16 protein-coding genes and 1 tRNA gene are annotated in these 14,983 nt (G+C 67.1%); 4 read left to right on the top strand and 13 right to left on the bottom strand.

Going from position 1 to position 14,983, the window contains the following annotated elements:
* Window positions 1-52: 52 nt before the first annotated feature.
* Both BLV49_RS10890 and BLV49_RS10885 read right to left on the bottom strand, forming a co-directional pair.
* On the bottom strand, window positions 53-877 hold the full coding sequence (locus BLV49_RS10890) for a hypothetical protein (RefSeq protein ID WP_091183928.1): 825 nt from the start codon (window positions 875-877) through the stop codon (window positions 53-55).
* Entirely contained in the window at window positions 858-1,694 is an 837-nt protein-coding gene (locus BLV49_RS10885) for a hypothetical protein (protein ID WP_143034041.1), read from the bottom strand. Before BLV49_RS10885 ends, BLV49_RS10890 begins: the two co-directional genes overlap by 20 nt.
* 57 nt (window positions 1,695-1,751) lie before the next feature.
* On the opposite strand from BLV49_RS10885, the gene BLV49_RS10880 reads away from it, so the two are divergent.
* Window positions 1,752-2,309, top strand: a complete 558-nt coding sequence (locus BLV49_RS10880; protein WP_091183924.1) for a hypothetical protein — start codon at window positions 1,752-1,754, stop codon at window positions 2,307-2,309.
* Window positions 2,310-2,630: 321 nt separating this feature from the next.
* Here the strand turns inward: BLV49_RS10880 and BLV49_RS10875 are convergent, their stop codons facing one another.
* The 4 genes from BLV49_RS10875 to BLV49_RS10865 form a co-directional block, all read right to left on the bottom strand.
* Window positions 2,631-3,089, bottom strand: a complete 459-nt coding sequence (locus BLV49_RS10875) for a hypothetical protein (protein WP_091183922.1) — start codon at window positions 3,087-3,089, stop codon at window positions 2,631-2,633.
* A gap of 244 nt (window positions 3,090-3,333) precedes the next feature.
* Entirely contained in the window at window positions 3,334-3,507 is a 174-nt protein-coding gene (locus tag BLV49_RS16910) for an antitoxin VbhA family protein (protein WP_176980823.1), read from the bottom strand.
* Window positions 3,508-3,717: 210 nt separating this feature from the next.
* A tRNA-Pro gene (locus BLV49_RS10870) sits at window positions 3,718-3,791 on the bottom strand.
* 39 nt (window positions 3,792-3,830) lie between these two features.
* Window positions 3,831-4,517, bottom strand: coding sequence for a hypothetical protein (locus BLV49_RS10865; RefSeq protein WP_091183919.1), 687 nt, complete (start codon window positions 4,515-4,517; stop codon window positions 3,831-3,833).
* 169 nt (window positions 4,518-4,686) lie between these two features.
* On the opposite strand from BLV49_RS10865, the gene BLV49_RS10860 reads away from it, so the two are divergent.
* Complete coding sequence (locus BLV49_RS10860) at window positions 4,687-5,154, top strand: hypothetical protein (RefSeq protein ID WP_143034040.1); 468 nt, start codon at window positions 4,687-4,689, stop codon at window positions 5,152-5,154.
* 348 nt (window positions 5,155-5,502) lie between these two features.
* On the opposite strand, the gene BLV49_RS10850 is transcribed toward BLV49_RS10860, so the two are convergent.
* On the bottom strand, window positions 5,503-5,835 hold the full coding sequence (locus BLV49_RS10850; RefSeq protein ID WP_245723619.1) for a ribbon-helix-helix domain-containing protein: 333 nt from the start codon (window positions 5,833-5,835) through the stop codon (window positions 5,503-5,505).
* Window positions 5,836-5,894: 59 nt separating this feature from the next.
* Here BLV49_RS10850 and BLV49_RS10845 point away from each other — a divergent pair, with 59 nt between their 5' ends.
* Complete coding sequence (locus BLV49_RS10845) at window positions 5,895-6,119, top strand: hypothetical protein (RefSeq protein WP_143034039.1); 225 nt, start codon at window positions 5,895-5,897, stop codon at window positions 6,117-6,119.
* Between the two features lie 100 nt (window positions 6,120-6,219).
* Here BLV49_RS10845 and BLV49_RS10840 read toward each other — a convergent pair whose 3' ends face one another.
* The 6 genes from BLV49_RS10840 to BLV49_RS10815 form a co-directional block, all read right to left on the bottom strand.
* A complete protein-coding gene (locus tag BLV49_RS10840; RefSeq protein WP_245723618.1) occupies window positions 6,220-6,477 on the bottom strand; it encodes a hypothetical protein in 258 nt (85 codons plus the stop codon).
* 84 nt (window positions 6,478-6,561) lie between these two features.
* On the bottom strand, window positions 6,562-6,843 hold the full coding sequence (locus BLV49_RS10835) for a type II toxin-antitoxin system Phd/YefM family antitoxin (protein WP_091183904.1): 282 nt from the start codon (window positions 6,841-6,843) through the stop codon (window positions 6,562-6,564).
* An 86-nt stretch (window positions 6,844-6,929) separates the two neighbouring features.
* Complete coding sequence (locus BLV49_RS10830; RefSeq protein WP_091183901.1) at window positions 6,930-7,634, bottom strand: TetR/AcrR family transcriptional regulator; 705 nt, start codon at window positions 7,632-7,634, stop codon at window positions 6,930-6,932.
* A gap of 115 nt (window positions 7,635-7,749) precedes the next feature.
* The gene (locus BLV49_RS10825) at window positions 7,750-8,118 is read right to left on the bottom strand and encodes an SPW repeat protein (protein WP_091183898.1); all 369 of its coding nucleotides are present in this window, start codon (window positions 8,116-8,118) and stop codon (window positions 7,750-7,752) included.
* Window positions 8,119-8,252: 134 nt separating this feature from the next.
* Window positions 8,253-10,817: a LuxR C-terminal-related transcriptional regulator gene (locus BLV49_RS17240; protein ID WP_091183897.1), complete on the bottom strand. Its 2,565-nt coding sequence runs from the start codon at window positions 10,815-10,817 to the stop codon at window positions 8,253-8,255.
* Window positions 10,818-11,034: 217 nt separating this feature from the next.
* Window positions 11,035-12,345: a UDP-glucose dehydrogenase family protein gene (locus BLV49_RS10815; RefSeq protein ID WP_091183893.1), complete on the bottom strand. Its 1,311-nt coding sequence runs from the start codon at window positions 12,343-12,345 to the stop codon at window positions 11,035-11,037.
* 140 nt (window positions 12,346-12,485) lie between these two features.
* On the opposite strand from BLV49_RS10815, the gene BLV49_RS10810 reads away from it, so the two are divergent.
* Window positions 12,486-14,954 (top strand): phosphoketolase family protein, encoded by a 2,469-nt coding sequence (locus BLV49_RS10810; RefSeq protein ID WP_091183889.1) that lies wholly within the window; start codon window positions 12,486-12,488, stop codon window positions 14,952-14,954.
* The last annotated feature ends 29 nt before the right edge of the window (window positions 14,955-14,983 follow it).

The raw sequence follows: 14,983 nt of genomic DNA, 5'->3' as shown, positions 1-14,983 counted from the left end.
TCCTAGTCTCCTCAGACTCCCCTCCCCATGTGCATCGCGCACTTGCCGGAACTCACTCCTCGCGAACGGGATCCAGCGTGAAGAGCGTGCCGAGGTCGGCGTCGAGCGCGCGCCGCAGGGTGTCGTCGTCGAGCAGGCCGCGCTCCGCGAGGATCTGCAGCGCGTCGTCGCGGTCGTCCTGGATGGCCTCGCGCTCCTCCTCCGGCAACTGGGCGACGGCCTGGCGGGCGCGCTCCCGGTCGGAGACCGTCGGCGCGAGCGGCACGGCGTCCGGCTCGGGGTCCGCGGCGCGAGCGCGGTAGCGCAGCACGACGGCGACGGCGAGCGCCGCGGCGATCACGAGAGTGAGCCACACCGGCAGCATCCAGCCGCCGAGCGGCATGCCGTCACGGGCGGCCGAGTTCGGCATCCCGATCGCGGCGAAGCCCGCAAGCACGGCGGTGAGCACAGCGAAGCCGAGCAGCAGGGGCGACCACAGGGCGCGCTGCCGCAGCCACACGGCCCACAGCACGAGCTGCGTCAGCGCGGCGATGACGAAGCACACGCCCGCGATCGGCACGGCGATGTGCGCGTCGAGCGGCCCTGTCGGCGCGATGTGCACCGGCGCGTCCCCGTAAACGGCCACGCCGGTGATCGGCGCGAGAACCGCGATGAGCCCCACGATGAGGATGGCCGCGTTGCCCGCCCGCGTCGCCGGCGAACGGCGACGCTCTCGCTCGCGCGCGAACCTGGCCATGGCGGCACCGTCGTCGCCTAATGTGGCGACGATCTCGGGATGCTGCTGGAACGCGAATCCCTCCAGCCGCGCCAGCCGCGGCACATTGGCGAGCGAGTGGTCGCGGGCCCAGCTGCGGGCGTCAGGGTATGGGCTGTCCATGTGCGGCGCCTCCTTCGTGCGGCGCGAGTTCTGTCGGGTCGATGCGGCGTCCGTATGCCGCCCAGGCGAGCCAGCCGATCGGCCCGAGGAGTCGCGCCTGCTCGATCGTCGCGGTCGGAACCGACTGCAGTTCGGCGAGCGCGGCCTCCCAGTCGGCGCGCGTGCGCACCGAGAGCGCCCGGTCCTTCTGCGCCAGCTCCTCAGCCTGCGCACGCAACGAGGGTTCGCGATCCGGCCGCCCGCGGGCGAACGCGGCGTCCCGCGACCGGACGGCCCGCCGAAGTACGCCGGCGATGACGACGAGTTCCATGACGATGACCGCGGCACCCGCGAGCCACAGCACATACGCCGAGGGCGGGAGCGCAGCCGTTCCGCCCGACGGACCGACCACGAGCCGGTAGACGGCGATGCCCGCCACGATGAGCGCGACGATCACGCTGAGAATGACCCCGGCATCCGACGGGACGGGTCGATGGATGCCGCGGGCCAGAGCCGCCGCGAGCGCCAGCACCGCCACGATCCCCGCAGCCATCAGCGCCGGAACCGCCGTCGCCGGGTCGATCATGATCCGCTTGCCGGGCGGCCCCGCGAGGGCACCCGACACGACCGCCGCAACCAGCCCGATACCGAGCAGGGTGAAGAAGACCGCTCCCCCACGCGTCGGCGTCACCCGTCGCGCGCGAGCAAGCCGTTCGATGCCGCTCAGGATGCCGCCAGCCCGTGCGTCGTCGCGCCGCAGCACCGCCAACGCCTCCCGCGCGACGGCACGCACCTCGCCGTCGCCGCCCTGAAGCCGCGCCCCCGCGTCGTTCCCCACGGGTTCAGTGTAGCCAGCGTCCCCGCGACGACCGGCGAGCACGATAACCTCGACCTCGTGTCCCCGACCACCGCGGCCCCGCAGCGACGCGTCGCGAGCCGCACCCTGCTCGTCATCGCGGCGCTCGGCGCCGTCACCGCCGTCATCCTCGCGGCCCTCACGCCGTTCACGACCGCCGTGGCCTGGACCTCCCCCGTCGCCTACGCCGCCGTCGCCGGCATCCACCAGATTCTCCCGACCCTCGCGGGCCTGCTCACCCGCTGGTGGGGCGCGATCCCGCTGACCGCCGTCATCGCGGCCGCCCTTGCATTCCCGTTCAGCACCCTCGGCATCCTGCTCTTCCCCGCGCTAGCTCTTCCCGCCCTCGCGATCGGCCTGGCGATCAAGGCGACCGGATGCCGCTGGGCGTCGCGCTCGCGATGGGCTCTCGCCTCTCTCGCCGGCGCCATCATGATCTTCGCCTTGTCGCTGCCGATCATCAGCCCCGACCTCCTGACACCGACGCTCATTGCACTCGTGTTCGTCGCCCGTGTCGCGTCAGCCCTCGCGGCGACGGCGCTCGCGCTCCTGCTGCAGCGAGCGCTGCACAGCGCCGGGATCCGCACGGTTGGCTGATGGCGACCTTTCCGGAGAGGAACCACCCGACTAAAATCACGACCTTCGCCTGAGAGTTGAGGCTCGAAGGGCATCCCACAAGTAGGCCGGCGTTTCAGGCCGCATACACTTCGCGTGCGCTACCGAACGCCGACTTGGCAAAGAACGGGTCACGCACATTCCGAGCATCGACGAGGCTCAAAGGCGGACCCGCGATGTCACGGCTTCTTGCCGACACGCTAGCCCGGGTCCCGGGCGATGGATTCCTCTGTCGGGATCGAGGTTGGAAGATCTCACAGATGGACGACAGATCGCGTCCTCGATGTGGAACTTGAGACGCGCCTATACACGGCGATCCGCCTCAACTCCAGCGACGCGAGTCCGGATGCTTGAGATGAGCTGCCTGTAGTTGAACGACACCTTCGGCGGCCGTGCTTCCCAGCCGCGTGCGAGGGCATGAAGGGTGCGACTGGAATCGCGCCGGCTTCCCTTGGGCGGAGACTCATCGAGGTGCCAGCCGCCGATGACGTCGACGTCGTGTGACTCGACAATGCGAAACAGACTGTGCAGGTCGACAGCGTCCTTCGCCGCATGGCGCCCGTCCCACGCGTAGGCCTTGAGGATGATAGCGCCCTCAACCGACGGAACATTGCAGGTGAACTGCAGCTCCTCTCCGGTGCTGAGCCTGGCTACGACATTGATGCTCAGCCGCGTGGCGAGGGCTACCGTGAATCCCGGCATGCTGTCGAACTGGCGACCGTCGACCGCGTAGGTGCCGAGACGGATGTCGTGATTCAGCACAAGGAGGTCTAAGCTCTGCTCAATGCCGTCGGGGCCTCTCGCACGTAACGGTTGCCGCCGTCCCGTCGATACCCGCGCGCTAGTAGACGCTCGTGGATCTCACCTGAACCAGCCATCGCCCGTCGGTATCCCGCCGTCAGCGTCGTTGGTGCGGCGGGGAAGCGCACCGTACCGGAGCGGGATCCGCACTGCGCGGCAAGCACCCGTCAGACGTCAGTCCCTGCAACCAGATGAGGATCAGCTATTAGGAGAGGCCATACCGGGCGCGGACTCGCTCAACGAGTTCATCGGAGTTGATAGTTCCAGCGACGTACGAGTCAGCATCGGCGCGCGTTTCGCTCGTCACGTTTGAGCCTTCAAGCTCGATACTGTGAATCGCGGCTTCCACTTGGATTGCTCGTACCTCAACCGGTGCCATCTCGCCTCCGACTCGTTCCCAATTCTGCGCGACGGGACTGACATCGCCCTGACACGCTTGCAGGATGCCTGAGAGTGGTCCGGCAATTCCACCGGAGACGGAGAAGAGAAGTCGTAGGTACGCAAGCGTCGCTTTGAGATACCTGCGCTGCTCACGCCAAGAAGCGCAAAAATCGCGGAAGTCGATCGACTTCCGCGATTTTTGGTTTAGTCGGGGTGACAGGATTTGAACCTGCGGCCCCGTCGTCCCGAACGACGTGCGCTACCAAGCTGCGCCACACCCCGATGGCCGTAAGGCCTCAACAAGAATAGCTCATAATTGGGCTACCCATGACCACGGCGGGCGTGATCCGCGTCGGCGACGGTGGGCTCCGGGAGGAGCAGCAGAGCGCCCTCGAGCGCGGCTCGCTCACGGCGCGCGGCCTCGGCGGCGGCGTCGGGCGCGGCCGCGGTGAGGGAGCAGACGAGTCGCTCGGCGGCATCCGACAACGCCTGCTCGGTCACGTGCGCCCCGGGTTCGCCGAGACCTTCGCGGGCAGAGGCGGCGGAGGCGGCGCTCAGTCGCCCCTCGACGACGGCGATGGCGATGGGATGCCACCAGGGCATGTCGATCGGCACCTCGAGGTCGGTGGCCTCGACCACGTCGCGCGCGTCGATGGCGGCCTCGGACTCGGCGACCATGGCGCCGACAGCGGCGAGACGCTCGGCCTCGGCATCGGAGATGCCGGCGAGCGCGGGCACGTCGAGGCGCGCGTCGGCGCGGGAGCGGATCTCGGCCGCGGCGACGGCGATGAGGGCGTCGGCGGAGCGGCGCACCTCCCCTGCCTGCCACAGCAGCTGCGCTACGGCGTCGTCGGGAAGCTGCTGCACGAGCGCGGTGACGTTGCCGATGACCTGTCGGCGGCGCGGCGCGCGGGAGGGGCCGAGTCCGCGCACGGCGGTCGCCTCGGCCTGTGCCTGGACGCGGCTGACCTTGTGCACCGCGTGATCGAGTCGCGTGAAGATGTCCATGAGTGGCATGGTATCGAATACGTCTTCGGTAGTGCTACTTAATATTGACCGACTCTCTAGAACGCATTGAAGGTTCGGTGGCGAGGCGAATCGATGGACGCACCGGGCGGCGGTGAACTACAGTGGCAGCCACGGCAACCGGGCGCGCGCCCGGAAGGAGGCGGACCTCATGACCGACGAACGCCAGATGGTGTTCCGCATTCTCGTGTACAGCAGTGACCGTGAGGCGGAGTCGGTGCTGCGGCACTCCCTCATCGAGCGCGTGGCGCTGGCCGAGCTGCCCGCCGACGTCATCACCGAGAAGGGCGTCATCACCGAGCCGGTCGATCTGATCCTGGGGCTCAGCGCCGCCGACGTCGACCGCGCGGTGCGCCTGCTGCCCGAGGGCGCGACCGTCGCGTTCACGCTCGGCGAGTTCGCCGACGCCCTCGCGATCTCGGACGCGGAGGCGATCGACCCGCACTGGCTCGTCACCGACGTGCGGCCCTTCCCCTCCGGCGCTCCCCCGACGGTCGAGGCGCTCCGAGACATCGTCGCCCGCGCGCACCGGCTCAGCAACGCCGACGACCGCGCCTCCACCCGGACGGACGAGATCGACGCCCGGGTCGACAGCATCATCACGGCACTCTGCGCGTAGACCTCGAGAAAGAGCGGGCTGGATGCCGCGAGGCGCGGTGCTTCGCGTGGTGACTCCGTCAGGCGGCCGGCGCCTTGCGCGGGCCCGAGCAGATGAGATCCGCGGCTGGGACTCAGTCGACCATACCGAGATACTGAGGGCGGCACTTCATCGCGTGAATAAGCTCTTCGGTTCCGTCATCCCAGACCAACACGACCAACTCCAGCAGCCGCCCATGGGTATCGAACCCGAGGCGAAGGAAGCGACATGGGTCTTCGTCGTCGAGGGGAACAGAGACGAGCGGCCATGTAGCAGCTTCGATCCCGTCATCCTCACTGATGCCGTGCTTCCGCGCGGAGCTGCGAACGATCAAGCTGCGTGAGCCCAGCTCTTGAGCGCGGCACGAATCGCTTCTGACCGGTTCAAGTTCTCGCGCTTGGCTCGTGCCATGATCGCCTCGAGTTCCTCGTCAGTAAGTCGCACCGGTATGACGCGAGATGCTTCGGCGCCTCGGGCAGGACGCCCCATGCGCGTCTTGAGAGTCTCGGGGGCGTACCCTGCCTCCGCCTCCTCGACCCACTGATCGACCTCTGCCTCTGAAACTTCCCGGCCGCCCATTCGTCGCTCCATGCCAATAATCGTAATACGAATGTTCCTGGCTAACCAGAGCCCGTCGAAGTCGATGCCGGATCCCTGCATCATGCTCAGCGAACGGGTTAGCTTCAGAGTTGAACGGCGCGGCTTATGCGGAGGCGGAGCCGGTGCTGCGGCACTCCCTCGCCGAGCGCGTGGCGCTGGCCGAGCTGCCCGCCGACGTGATCACCGAGAAGGGCGTCGTGACCGAGCCCGTCGATCTGATCCTGGGGCTCAGCGCCGCGACGTCGATCGTCGCCCGCGCGCACCGGCTCAGCAACGCCGACGACCGCGCGTCCACCCGGGCAGACGAGATCGACGCCCGCGTCGACAGCACGGCACTCTGCGCGTAGACCCACAAAAGAGCGGTCGGATGCCGCTGGGCGCGGTGCTGCAGGTTACGCATCACGATGCAATAGCCGGCACGTCGCTTCCGCAGCGAGCACGGCGCCGTCACTCGTCAAGCCGACCTAACCTCCGCGCAGCTTCGGCATAAACTGCCATCGAGGCACGGCGGCCGACTGCAACCACTTCCACGAGCGATACTTCGATCCCGCCACTCTCGAGCACGCGGTAGACAAGACGGTAGCGCGGCGGACCATCACGGACATCGAAGTAGACCTTGAAGCAGTCCGTGAGGTCACCAGTGGCACGATGATTGCCGAGAGGCAAACCCCGCAGCCGGCCATTTGCAACATCGAGCGCGATCACGAGAGCACGACGCCTCAGATTCTCGGTCGGCAGCGCGTTGATGTCGTCCGCTACGCCTGGTCGAAATCGAGGCTTGGGGGACATTCAGAACGAGCCCGGATCGATACCGACAGCTCGAGCGACATCGTCGAAGGACTCGCTCGGCCTCGGGTCGTCCAGTCGCTCGCGCACCTTGTCCGCAAGCAGAACCTCTTCCAAAGCCGGAAGGAGCCGTTCAAAGAGCTCAAACGGCACAACAACCGCTTCGGGCTTCCGATGACTTCCAAAAACGAGAGGCTCAGCCGTGATGCCTTTCTCACGAAAGCGCTTCAGCACCGAATTGAGCCCGCTTCGAGCATCGCTGGTGGTGTGCACGGTCATCGACATGCACTTATTTTAGACCGACAACCCAGACCAAAACAAGTACTTATTTAAGACTTGCCAACCCAATGCGTTGGCAAGAGCCCTCTTCGTCAGGCGGCGGCCTCGCGCAGCCCCGAGCAGATGAGCTCGGCGACCGAGCGCAGGTTCTCGGCCGCATGCAAGGCCCCCGACGGCTCCCCCTCGAGCGGGCGGGCCGTCACAATCGCGCCCCACGCCGTCGCGGCCGCGCGCAGCGCGCGCGAGGCGACAGGCGAGGCGAGGCTTCCGGCGAGCACTTGCTCGATCGTGTCGTGCAGGGCGTGGCGATATCGGCTGAGCGCCGAGCGCACCTCGGGGTGCGTCTGCTCCTCCCGCCACACGATCACCCGCAGCACGTCGGATTCCGCCTGCGCCTTGAACAAGGTGTCGCTCACGTTCAACAGCGCGAGCACGGGGTTGCCCGGCACGACGAGGGGGCCCGGCTCGATGCCGCCGCCGCCCAGGCGTTCGCCGAGCAGGGTCGAGAGAATGTCGACCTTCGCGGGGAAGTAGTAGAACAGCAGCCCCTTCGGCACGGCGGCGGTCTTCGCGATGAGCGACGTGGCTGTCGCGTCGAACCCGCGCAGGGCGAAGAGGCGCTCGGCGGCGTCGAGGATGCGCGTGCGCGCATCCAAGACCGCGTCGCCGGAAGCGGCATCCGACCGGGTAATGGCGCTCGAAGCGGCATCCGACCGGGCTGCAGCGACGGCACGCGCGCTGCTCCCCCGGCGTTTCCCCGCGGCCAGGTGGCCGCGGTGTGCGATCGGCTCCGTCATGTCAGACTCCCGCCCGCGCGTGAGCGCACGCCCGAGCGCGCCGACCCTGGCGTGCGGGGCGGCGAGAAGTCGTCGCCTGGCACGCCATGGCCGGTTCGGTGCCGAGCGCGCCCGATCAGTGCGCCATCTGGGTGCCACCGTGGGTGGTGTGGTTCATGCGCATGGCCGGCGCGAGAGCCCATAGGCCCGTCACCACGCCGACGCCGCCGCAGATCCACGAGGTCCACGCGGCGCCCATGTGCGTGGCGTACTGCGCGACCCACGGGGAGATGAACAGCAGCGCGCCGAGCACGGCGACGATCCACTCCATCGAGACGAGCTTCGGAACCGCAACGCTCCAGACGCCTGCGATGATCATGAGCACGCCGAGCACGATCATCAGTGTGATGGATGCTGCCGTGCCCACCGTCCAAATGGTGGCGAGCGCTGCGTAGAGGCCTGCGGCCACTGCCACCCAGTCCTGCCATCGTGTCCACCGTTTCATCGAACTCAACTCCTTCTGGTGAGAAGGCTCCCGACTTCCGGGGGTCACTTCCTACGTTAAGCTTGGTTGACCGCCCGGTCAAGATCGATCTTTGTGAGGGTCGGATGCCGCTGGCGCGAGGCGCGTGCGGAGGGTCAGAGAAGCCCGTGCCGGCGCGCCTCGGCGACGGCGTCGTCGCGGCTGCCTACGCCGAGTTTGCGGTACAGCGAGCGCGACTGCGCCTTGATCGTGTTGCGCGAGACGACGAGCTGCGCCGCGATCTCGGGGAGCGTGCGCTGCGTCGCAAGCTGCTCGAGGATCACCAGCTCGCGCGGGGTCAGCGTCGGCACCTCCGCAAGCATGCGCAGTCCCGTCGGCAGCGGAGCCTCCGCGATGAACTCCGCGGTGCGACCGCCCATCCGGTCGGCGAGCGCCGTGATCGCCAGGAGGTCCTCCGCGGGTACCTGCAGGAGCGGCATGCGCAGCTCCCGCGCGGTCAGCAGTGCGAGCGCGGCTTGCGCCTGGTGCCCCGAGTCCCGTCCCTCGCGCAGCAGCAGCGCGAGTTCGAGGACGGCGTGCTCGGCGCGCAGGCGATCGGACGACAGCCCGGCGGAGGCGGCCTGTGCGAGCTGCGCCGCAACGACGCGGACCTCGCCGACAACGAGAGCATGGCGGGCGCGCGCGAGGGCGAGCACCGGTCCCCCACTTGAGCCGCGCAGAAGACGTGCTGAAGCGGCGACATCGCCGACGGCCAAGTGCAATTGCGATTCGATCGATGTAAGCGCGCTGTGCATGAACGTCGTCGGTCGTGCCGCGTGCCACTCCCTCGTCCGCGCGAGCTTCTCGAGGCCGAGCACGGGCTCCCCGGACGCGAGAGCGACGAACCCGTGAAGGTACGCGATGGCGGGCCAGTGCTCAATGGTGGACAGATGCGGGTCGAGCAGCCGTAAGTGCTCCGATGCCGCTGCAGGGTCGCCGAGCTCCAGCGCGAGGATCGCCTCCGCGACGCGGTAGAACGCACCGGCGTAGCCGTCCTTCCAGCGTGCTGGCCACGTGGCTGTACGTGCGACGCTCACGGTCGATCTCGCCTCGACGATGTTTCCCAGAATCGCGTCGAGCCCGGCGAGGTTCGCCAGTGGCTGGAACCGGAAATGCGTTCCGAGCAGGTCGGCGTCGGCGAGCGCCGCCTTGAAGAGTTCGCGCGCCTCCGTTGTACGCCCGGCGTGAAGCAGGCTCACTCCAGCATGGTTGCCGAGTACTGGCAGGAGCGTGCCGAGCTCCTCGCGAGACGAGACGTCCAGACCGCCAAGGAGCACGGTCGTTCGTTCTGCTGCGGCTGCAGCACGCTGCGATTGACCGATTACACGCAGCGCGGCGGACTCCATGCCCCGCAGCAGCGCCGCATCGGCGGGAGGCGTGTTGCGCATGAGTCTCGACGCCGCGACCGCGAGCCCGAAGAACTCGACGGCCTTGAGTCGATGATTCGGCGACTGGTTGTAGATGAGGGCGAGAAGCATCGCGACGAGCGGACGTCGCATGAGAGTGGTCAGCGGAATCCGCGACAGCAGCTCGCTGACGGCGAGCTTGTGCTCCGACACGAACCGGTACCACGCGCTCTTGATGACGAGGGCGACGAGATCGTAGTCGCCGATGCTGATTGCTCGCGCGAGCGCTTCGAGCGGTTTTCCCGTTCGGAGCTCCCAACGGGCGATGATCGCGTCGAGGTGCTTGCCTTCGGCCGGGAGGCGGCGCTCATGCTCGGCCGCGAGCGCCTCACGCACGAGCGTCGTCAGCGTGAACAGCTCACCCTTCGCGGTGCGCGTCCACAGCCCGAGCCCGCTCTCTTCCACGCGAACCAGCAGCGCATCGGAGTCATCGCAACCGGTCAACTCGCGAGCCAGCTCAAGGGTCACCCCCGAGGACCGCGCGATGCGAAGAACGAAGTCGAAGAACCGTTCGTCCTCGAGACGAGAGATCGAGCCGAGCAGAGAGCCGCCCAGCGCGTTCCGCACCTCGCTGAGCACGGTGTTCAGCCGCCCCTCGCCCTCCGGCGTGCGCGAAAGGCTCAGCACGAGAGCGTGCGTGACGAGCGCGTTTCCGTCAGACGCCGAGAGCACGGTCTCGGCGAGATCGGAGTCCGGGCCGAGAAGCTCCGCCGTCTCGTCTGCTGTCAGAGCGAGGTCGCTTCCCTCGATGAGGGAGACCGGAACGCGCGTCATGGCCTCGAGTGCCGCCAGCGGAGTGCGGCTGCGCGTGCCGACGATGACCCGCAGCGCCGGCGCGACAGCGACGACGTCCACGAGATCGCGGAGCACTTGCTCGTCGAGCATTTGTCCGTTGTCGACGACGACAGTTACCTGTTCCGGGAGACGTCCGAACAGGGTACCGAGCAGTGGAGACACGTCCGGCGTTGCCGAAAGCGACTCAGACAGCGTGCCGAGCAGCGAGAACTCCGGTTCATCGCTCAGCATGGCGAAGCGCCTGCCGAGCTCGGCCCAGAATGCGAGGCGACCCGACGACTCCGGCGAGGCTCCCAGCCACACGACACGCGCTCCCGCGTCCGCTGCACGTCTCGTCCACTGCGTGAGCAGCACGGTCTTTCCCGAACCTGCCGATGCTCGAACGACGGTGATCGCCGAGTCCTCGTCGAGAAAGCACAGCAGCCGCTCTCGTTCGAGAACCGTGACCGGCAGGCGTGGAGCGCCATGAACAAGAGTCATGCGGCGCGTCCGCCTTTCGTAATCGCATGAAGACAGGATCACGCTAGCAGGGCGGGTACGCTTCGCGAGGTGCCTGGCGGCCCCCAGTTAGGGAGCACCCGCCAGGCGCCTCGCGTCGAAGTGAGATTAGGGAGTTCTCACTGCGTGGTATCGAGCGTAACGTACCGGTCGCCCTGTTTCGGGATAGGCGTCGATTTCACCCCTCGATTAACCCCGCTCAGCGCGAGAGCGGTCGGCGACCGAGGCCCACGTACTCCCAGCCCGCGTCAGCCCACGCTTCTGCATCGAGGCAATTGCGGGCATCGATGACGAGAGGGTTCGCGACGACAGCCGCGACCTCTCTGGGATCAAGGTGGCGGTACTGCTTCCACTCCGTCACGACGACAACGGCGTCAGCGCCGGCGAGCGCCTCCTCGACAGTGCCGAAGGTCAGCTGCGGGTGCAGCCGCCGGGAATTCGCGATCGCCTCCGGGTCCGTCGCGACAACGTTGGCGCCGAGCCCGTGCAGCCGCACGGCCACATCGAGGGCGGGCGAGTCGCGCACATCGTCGCTGTTCGGCTTGAATGCGAGCCCGAGCACCGCAACCTTCTTCTGGAAGGCGCTCCCGCCGAGCCGCTCGATGACGAGCTCGACCACGCGTTCCCGGCGACGCAGGTTGATCGCGTCGACCTCCTTGAGGAAAGCGACGGAGTCGCTGCGGCCGAGCTCCTCGGCGCGGGCGGTGAACGCGCGAATGTCCTTCGGCAGGCAGCCTCCGCCGAAGCCGACGCCGGCGTTGAGGAACTTGCGTCCGATGCGCTTGTCATAGCCGATCGCATCGGCGAGCTTCGTGACATCGGCGCCGGTCACCTCGGCGATCTCCGCCATCGCATTGATGAACGAGATCTTCGTTGCGAGGAACGAGTTCGCGGCGACCTTGACGAGCTCCGCGGTGGCGTAGTCGGTGACGATGACGGGAGTATCGGATTCGATGGCCGCCGCGTAGACCTCGTTCAGCTCGTCCACGGCGATGTCATCGCCATCGGCGATGCCGTAGACAAGCCGGTCGGGGGCGATCGTGTCCGTCACCGCGTACCCCTCGCGAAGGAACTCGGGATTCCATGCGAGCCGTGCTCCGACCGCCTCGATGTCGGGCGCGAGGCGCGCCGCCGTGCCGACCGGAACGGTCGACTTCCCGACTACCAGATCTCCGCCGCGGAGGTGAGGGATCAGCGACGCGACCGCCGCGTCGACAAAGCGCATGTCCGCGCCTGTCGATCCTGCGAGCTGCGGCGTTCCCACCGCGATGAAGTGCACGTGTGCCCCGGCAGCGTCCGCGATATCCGTGCTGAAGCGCAGCCGCGTCGATTCCAGTCCCTCGGCGAGAAGATCCGGAAGACCCGGCTCGAAGATAGGGGCTCGACCGGCCGAGAGATTCTCGACCTTCTCGGGATCGACGTCGATGCCGACCACGTCATGCCCGAGATGGGCAAGGGATGCCGCGTGCACAGCACCCAGGTAGCCGCAGCCGATGACAGAGATTCTCATGATGGCTCCAGAGTAATGGCCGAAGGATGCGCGTTCGGTGAAGGTGCGGTCTCAGACCCAGAGCCGCAAGCCCCTAGAAACCGTTCGCCTCGTGGCGTACCGTCGCTGCCACATCCGCCCGCCATCCAAGGAGGTCTTCCATGGCGCCGCCCGTCTCGCTCGACACCGTTCACGCCTGGTGGCGAGCAGCCAACTACTTGAGCGCCGGCCAGATCTACCTCACGCAGGATCCACTGCTGCGCACCGAGCTCACTCGGGACGACATCAAGCCGCGTCTGCTCGGCCACTGGGGAACAACGCCAGGGCTCAATCTTGTCTATGCGCACCTCAATCGCATCATCGTCGAGCGGGGCACATCGATGATCTTCGTCTGCGGGCCCGGGCATGGTGGACCCGCAATGGTCGCAAACGCGTGGCTCGACGGCACCTACTCGGAGCTCTTCCCCGACGTCGGCCAAGATGTTGAAGGGCTGACTAAGCTCGTGCGGCAGTTCTCGTTCCCCGGCGGGATCCCTTCGCACGCCGCACCCGAGACTCCTGGTTCGATCAATGAGGGCGGTGAGCTCGGCTACTCTCTCATGCACGCGTACGGCGCTGCGCTCGACAACCCCGACCTCGTCGTCGCGTGCGTTATCGGCGACGGCGAAGCCGAGACCGGACCGCTTGCCGCAAGCTGGCGCGCGCACGCCTTCCTCAACCCGAAGACCGACGGCGCGGTGCTGCCGATCCTGCATCTCAACGGGTACAAGATCGCGAACCCGACCTTGCTCGCTCGCATCCCGGACGAGGAGCTCGCGGAGTTCTTCCGCGGGCACGGATACGAGCCGCTCTTCGTCACGGGGGACATCGACGATCCCGAGGGCGTGCACGGCGCCATGGCGGAGACGATGGATGCGGCATTCGATCGCATTCGTGAGATCCAGGCGTCCGCCCGATCCGGCAGCGACAACTCTGGGGACTCGCCTCGCTGGCCGGCCATCATCATGCGCACGCCGAAGGGTTGGACGGGACCTCGCGAGGTCGACGGCGTCCAAGTCGAAGGAACGTACCGCGCACACCAGGTCCCGCTCGCCGGGGTCCGCGACAACGACAAGCACCGTGAACAGCTTGAGCAGTGGCTGCACTCCTACCGACCGGATGAGCTCTTCACCCTCGAGGGAGCGCCGGTCGACGATCTGCTTCCTTTGCGACCGTCGCCGAAGCTCCGCATGAGCGCGAGCGACCACGCTCAAGGCGGGATCCGAGCGCCGCTGATGCTTCCCGATATTGAGCCGTTCGCGGTCGACGTCTTCGACACCGGTGCCCACACCGACGCGAAGGCGAGCACCGAGGGCGAGGGCACGGCCGACACTCCGGAGAACCGCAAGGACGGTCAGCCGTCGCGCACGGCGACCGCCGAGTCGACGAAGGTGTTCGCGGCGTGGCTCGCGGAGACGATGAGCCAGAATCGCGACTCGTTCCGACTGTTCGGCCCTGATGAAGTCGAATCGAACAGGCTCACGGCCGTCTTCGACGTGACGAATCGCGTGTGGCGGGAAGAGATCATCGACCTTGACACGCATCTGGCGGGAGGCGGTCAGGTCATCGAGGCGCTCAGCGAGCATCTCATGCAGGGGCTCCTCGAGGGCTACCTGCTGACGGGGCGTCACGGCCTGCTCACGTCGTACGAGGCCTTCATCCACATCGTCGACTCGATGTTCAATCAGCACGCCAAGTGGATTGAGTCCGCTGACAAAGTGTCATGGCGCCGACCGATAGCGTCGCTGAACTATCTGCTCTCCTCCCACGTGTGGCGCCAGGACCACAACGGCTTCTCTCATCAGGACCCCGGATTCCTCAACGTCGTCGTCAGCAAGCAGGCTGATGTTGTCCGCGTGTACCTGCCACCGGACGCGAACACTCTTCTCGCGACGATGCAGCACGTCTTCGACACGCAGAACCGCGTCAATGTCGTCGTCGCGGGCAAGCAACCGGAGCCGGCCTGGCTCACTCTCGACGAAGCGAAGCAGCATGTCAAGGCTGGACTCGGGGTATGGCCGTGGGCCGGCAATGAGAGGGATTTCGATTCCAGCGACCCGGGCAAGTCGACGCCCGACGTCGTGATCGCGTGCGCGGGTGATGTCCCGACGACGGAAGCGATTGCTGCAGCGCAACTGGTACGAGAAGAACTGCTCGATGTCACCGTGCGGCTGGTGAACATCGTTGATCTGATGCGTCTGCAAGATGCTCGCCGCCACCCGCACGGACTCGAAGAAGACGAGTTCGACGCGATCTTCACCGCCGATCGTCCCGTCATCTTCGCCTTCCACGGCTACCCATCGCTCATCCACCAGCTCACGTACAAGCGGACGAACCACGCGAACGTGCACGTGCACGGCTTCATGGAACGAGGGACCACGACGACACCATTCGACATGGTGCATCTCAACGACCTCGACCGCTACGCCCTCGCGATCGACGTCGTGAACCGGGTTCCGGGGCTGTCTGATCAAGATGCCGCAGTGCAGTGCGTCGATCGATGGCAGCGAGCACGAGTGGAGGCTCGCGAGTACGCGTACACGAACGGGGAGGATCCAGCGTTCATCACCGACTGGGAGTTCCACCGTTGACCCTCGAAGAGGAGCGCTGCCCTCAACGA

This window comes from Paramicrobacterium humi (assembly GCF_900105715.1).
GTDB classification, from domain to species: domain Bacteria; phylum Actinomycetota; class Actinomycetes; order Actinomycetales; family Microbacteriaceae; genus Paramicrobacterium; species Paramicrobacterium humi.
The sequence above is the reverse complement of the archived record's forward strand: the minus strand, read 5'-3'. Positions and strand labels throughout refer to the sequence as shown.

Bases quoted from the DNA above. Each gene is read 5' to 3' on its own strand.
- BLV49_RS10860 (WP_143034040.1), top strand. From the start codon at position 4,687: ATGACCGACGAACGCCAGATGGTGTTCCGCATTCTCGTGTACAGCAGT.
- BLV49_RS16910 (WP_176980823.1), bottom strand. From the start codon at position 3,507: ATGGCACCGGTTGAGGTACGAGCAATCCAAGTGGAAGCCGCGATTCAC.
- BLV49_RS10835 (WP_091183904.1), bottom strand. From the start codon at position 6,843: ATGTCGATGACCGTGCACACCACCAGCGATGCTCGAAGCGGGCTCAAT.
- BLV49_RS10850 (WP_245723619.1), bottom strand. From the start codon at position 5,835: ATGATGCAGGGATCCGGCATCGACTTCGACGGGCTCTGGTTAGCCAGG.
- BLV49_RS10890 (WP_091183928.1), bottom strand. From the start codon at position 877: ATGGACAGCCCATACCCTGACGCCCGCAGCTGGGCCCGCGACCACTCG.
- BLV49_RS10810 (WP_091183889.1), top strand. From the start codon at position 12,486: ATGGCGCCGCCCGTCTCGCTCGACACCGTTCACGCCTGGTGGCGAGCA.
- BLV49_RS10815 (WP_091183893.1), bottom strand. From the start codon at position 12,345: ATGAGAATCTCTGTCATCGGCTGCGGCTACCTGGGTGCTGTGCACGCG.
- BLV49_RS10825 (WP_091183898.1), bottom strand. From the start codon at position 8,118: ATGAAACGGTGGACACGATGGCAGGACTGGGTGGCAGTGGCCGCAGGC.
- BLV49_RS10865 (WP_091183919.1), bottom strand. From the start codon at position 4,517: ATGGACATCTTCACGCGACTCGATCACGCGGTGCACAAGGTCAGCCGC.
- BLV49_RS17240 (WP_091183897.1), bottom strand. From the start codon at position 10,817: ATGACTCTTGTTCATGGCGCTCCACGCCTGCCGGTCACGGTTCTCGAA.
- BLV49_RS10830 (WP_091183901.1), bottom strand. From the start codon at position 7,634: ATGACGGAGCCGATCGCACACCGCGGCCACCTGGCCGCGGGGAAACGC.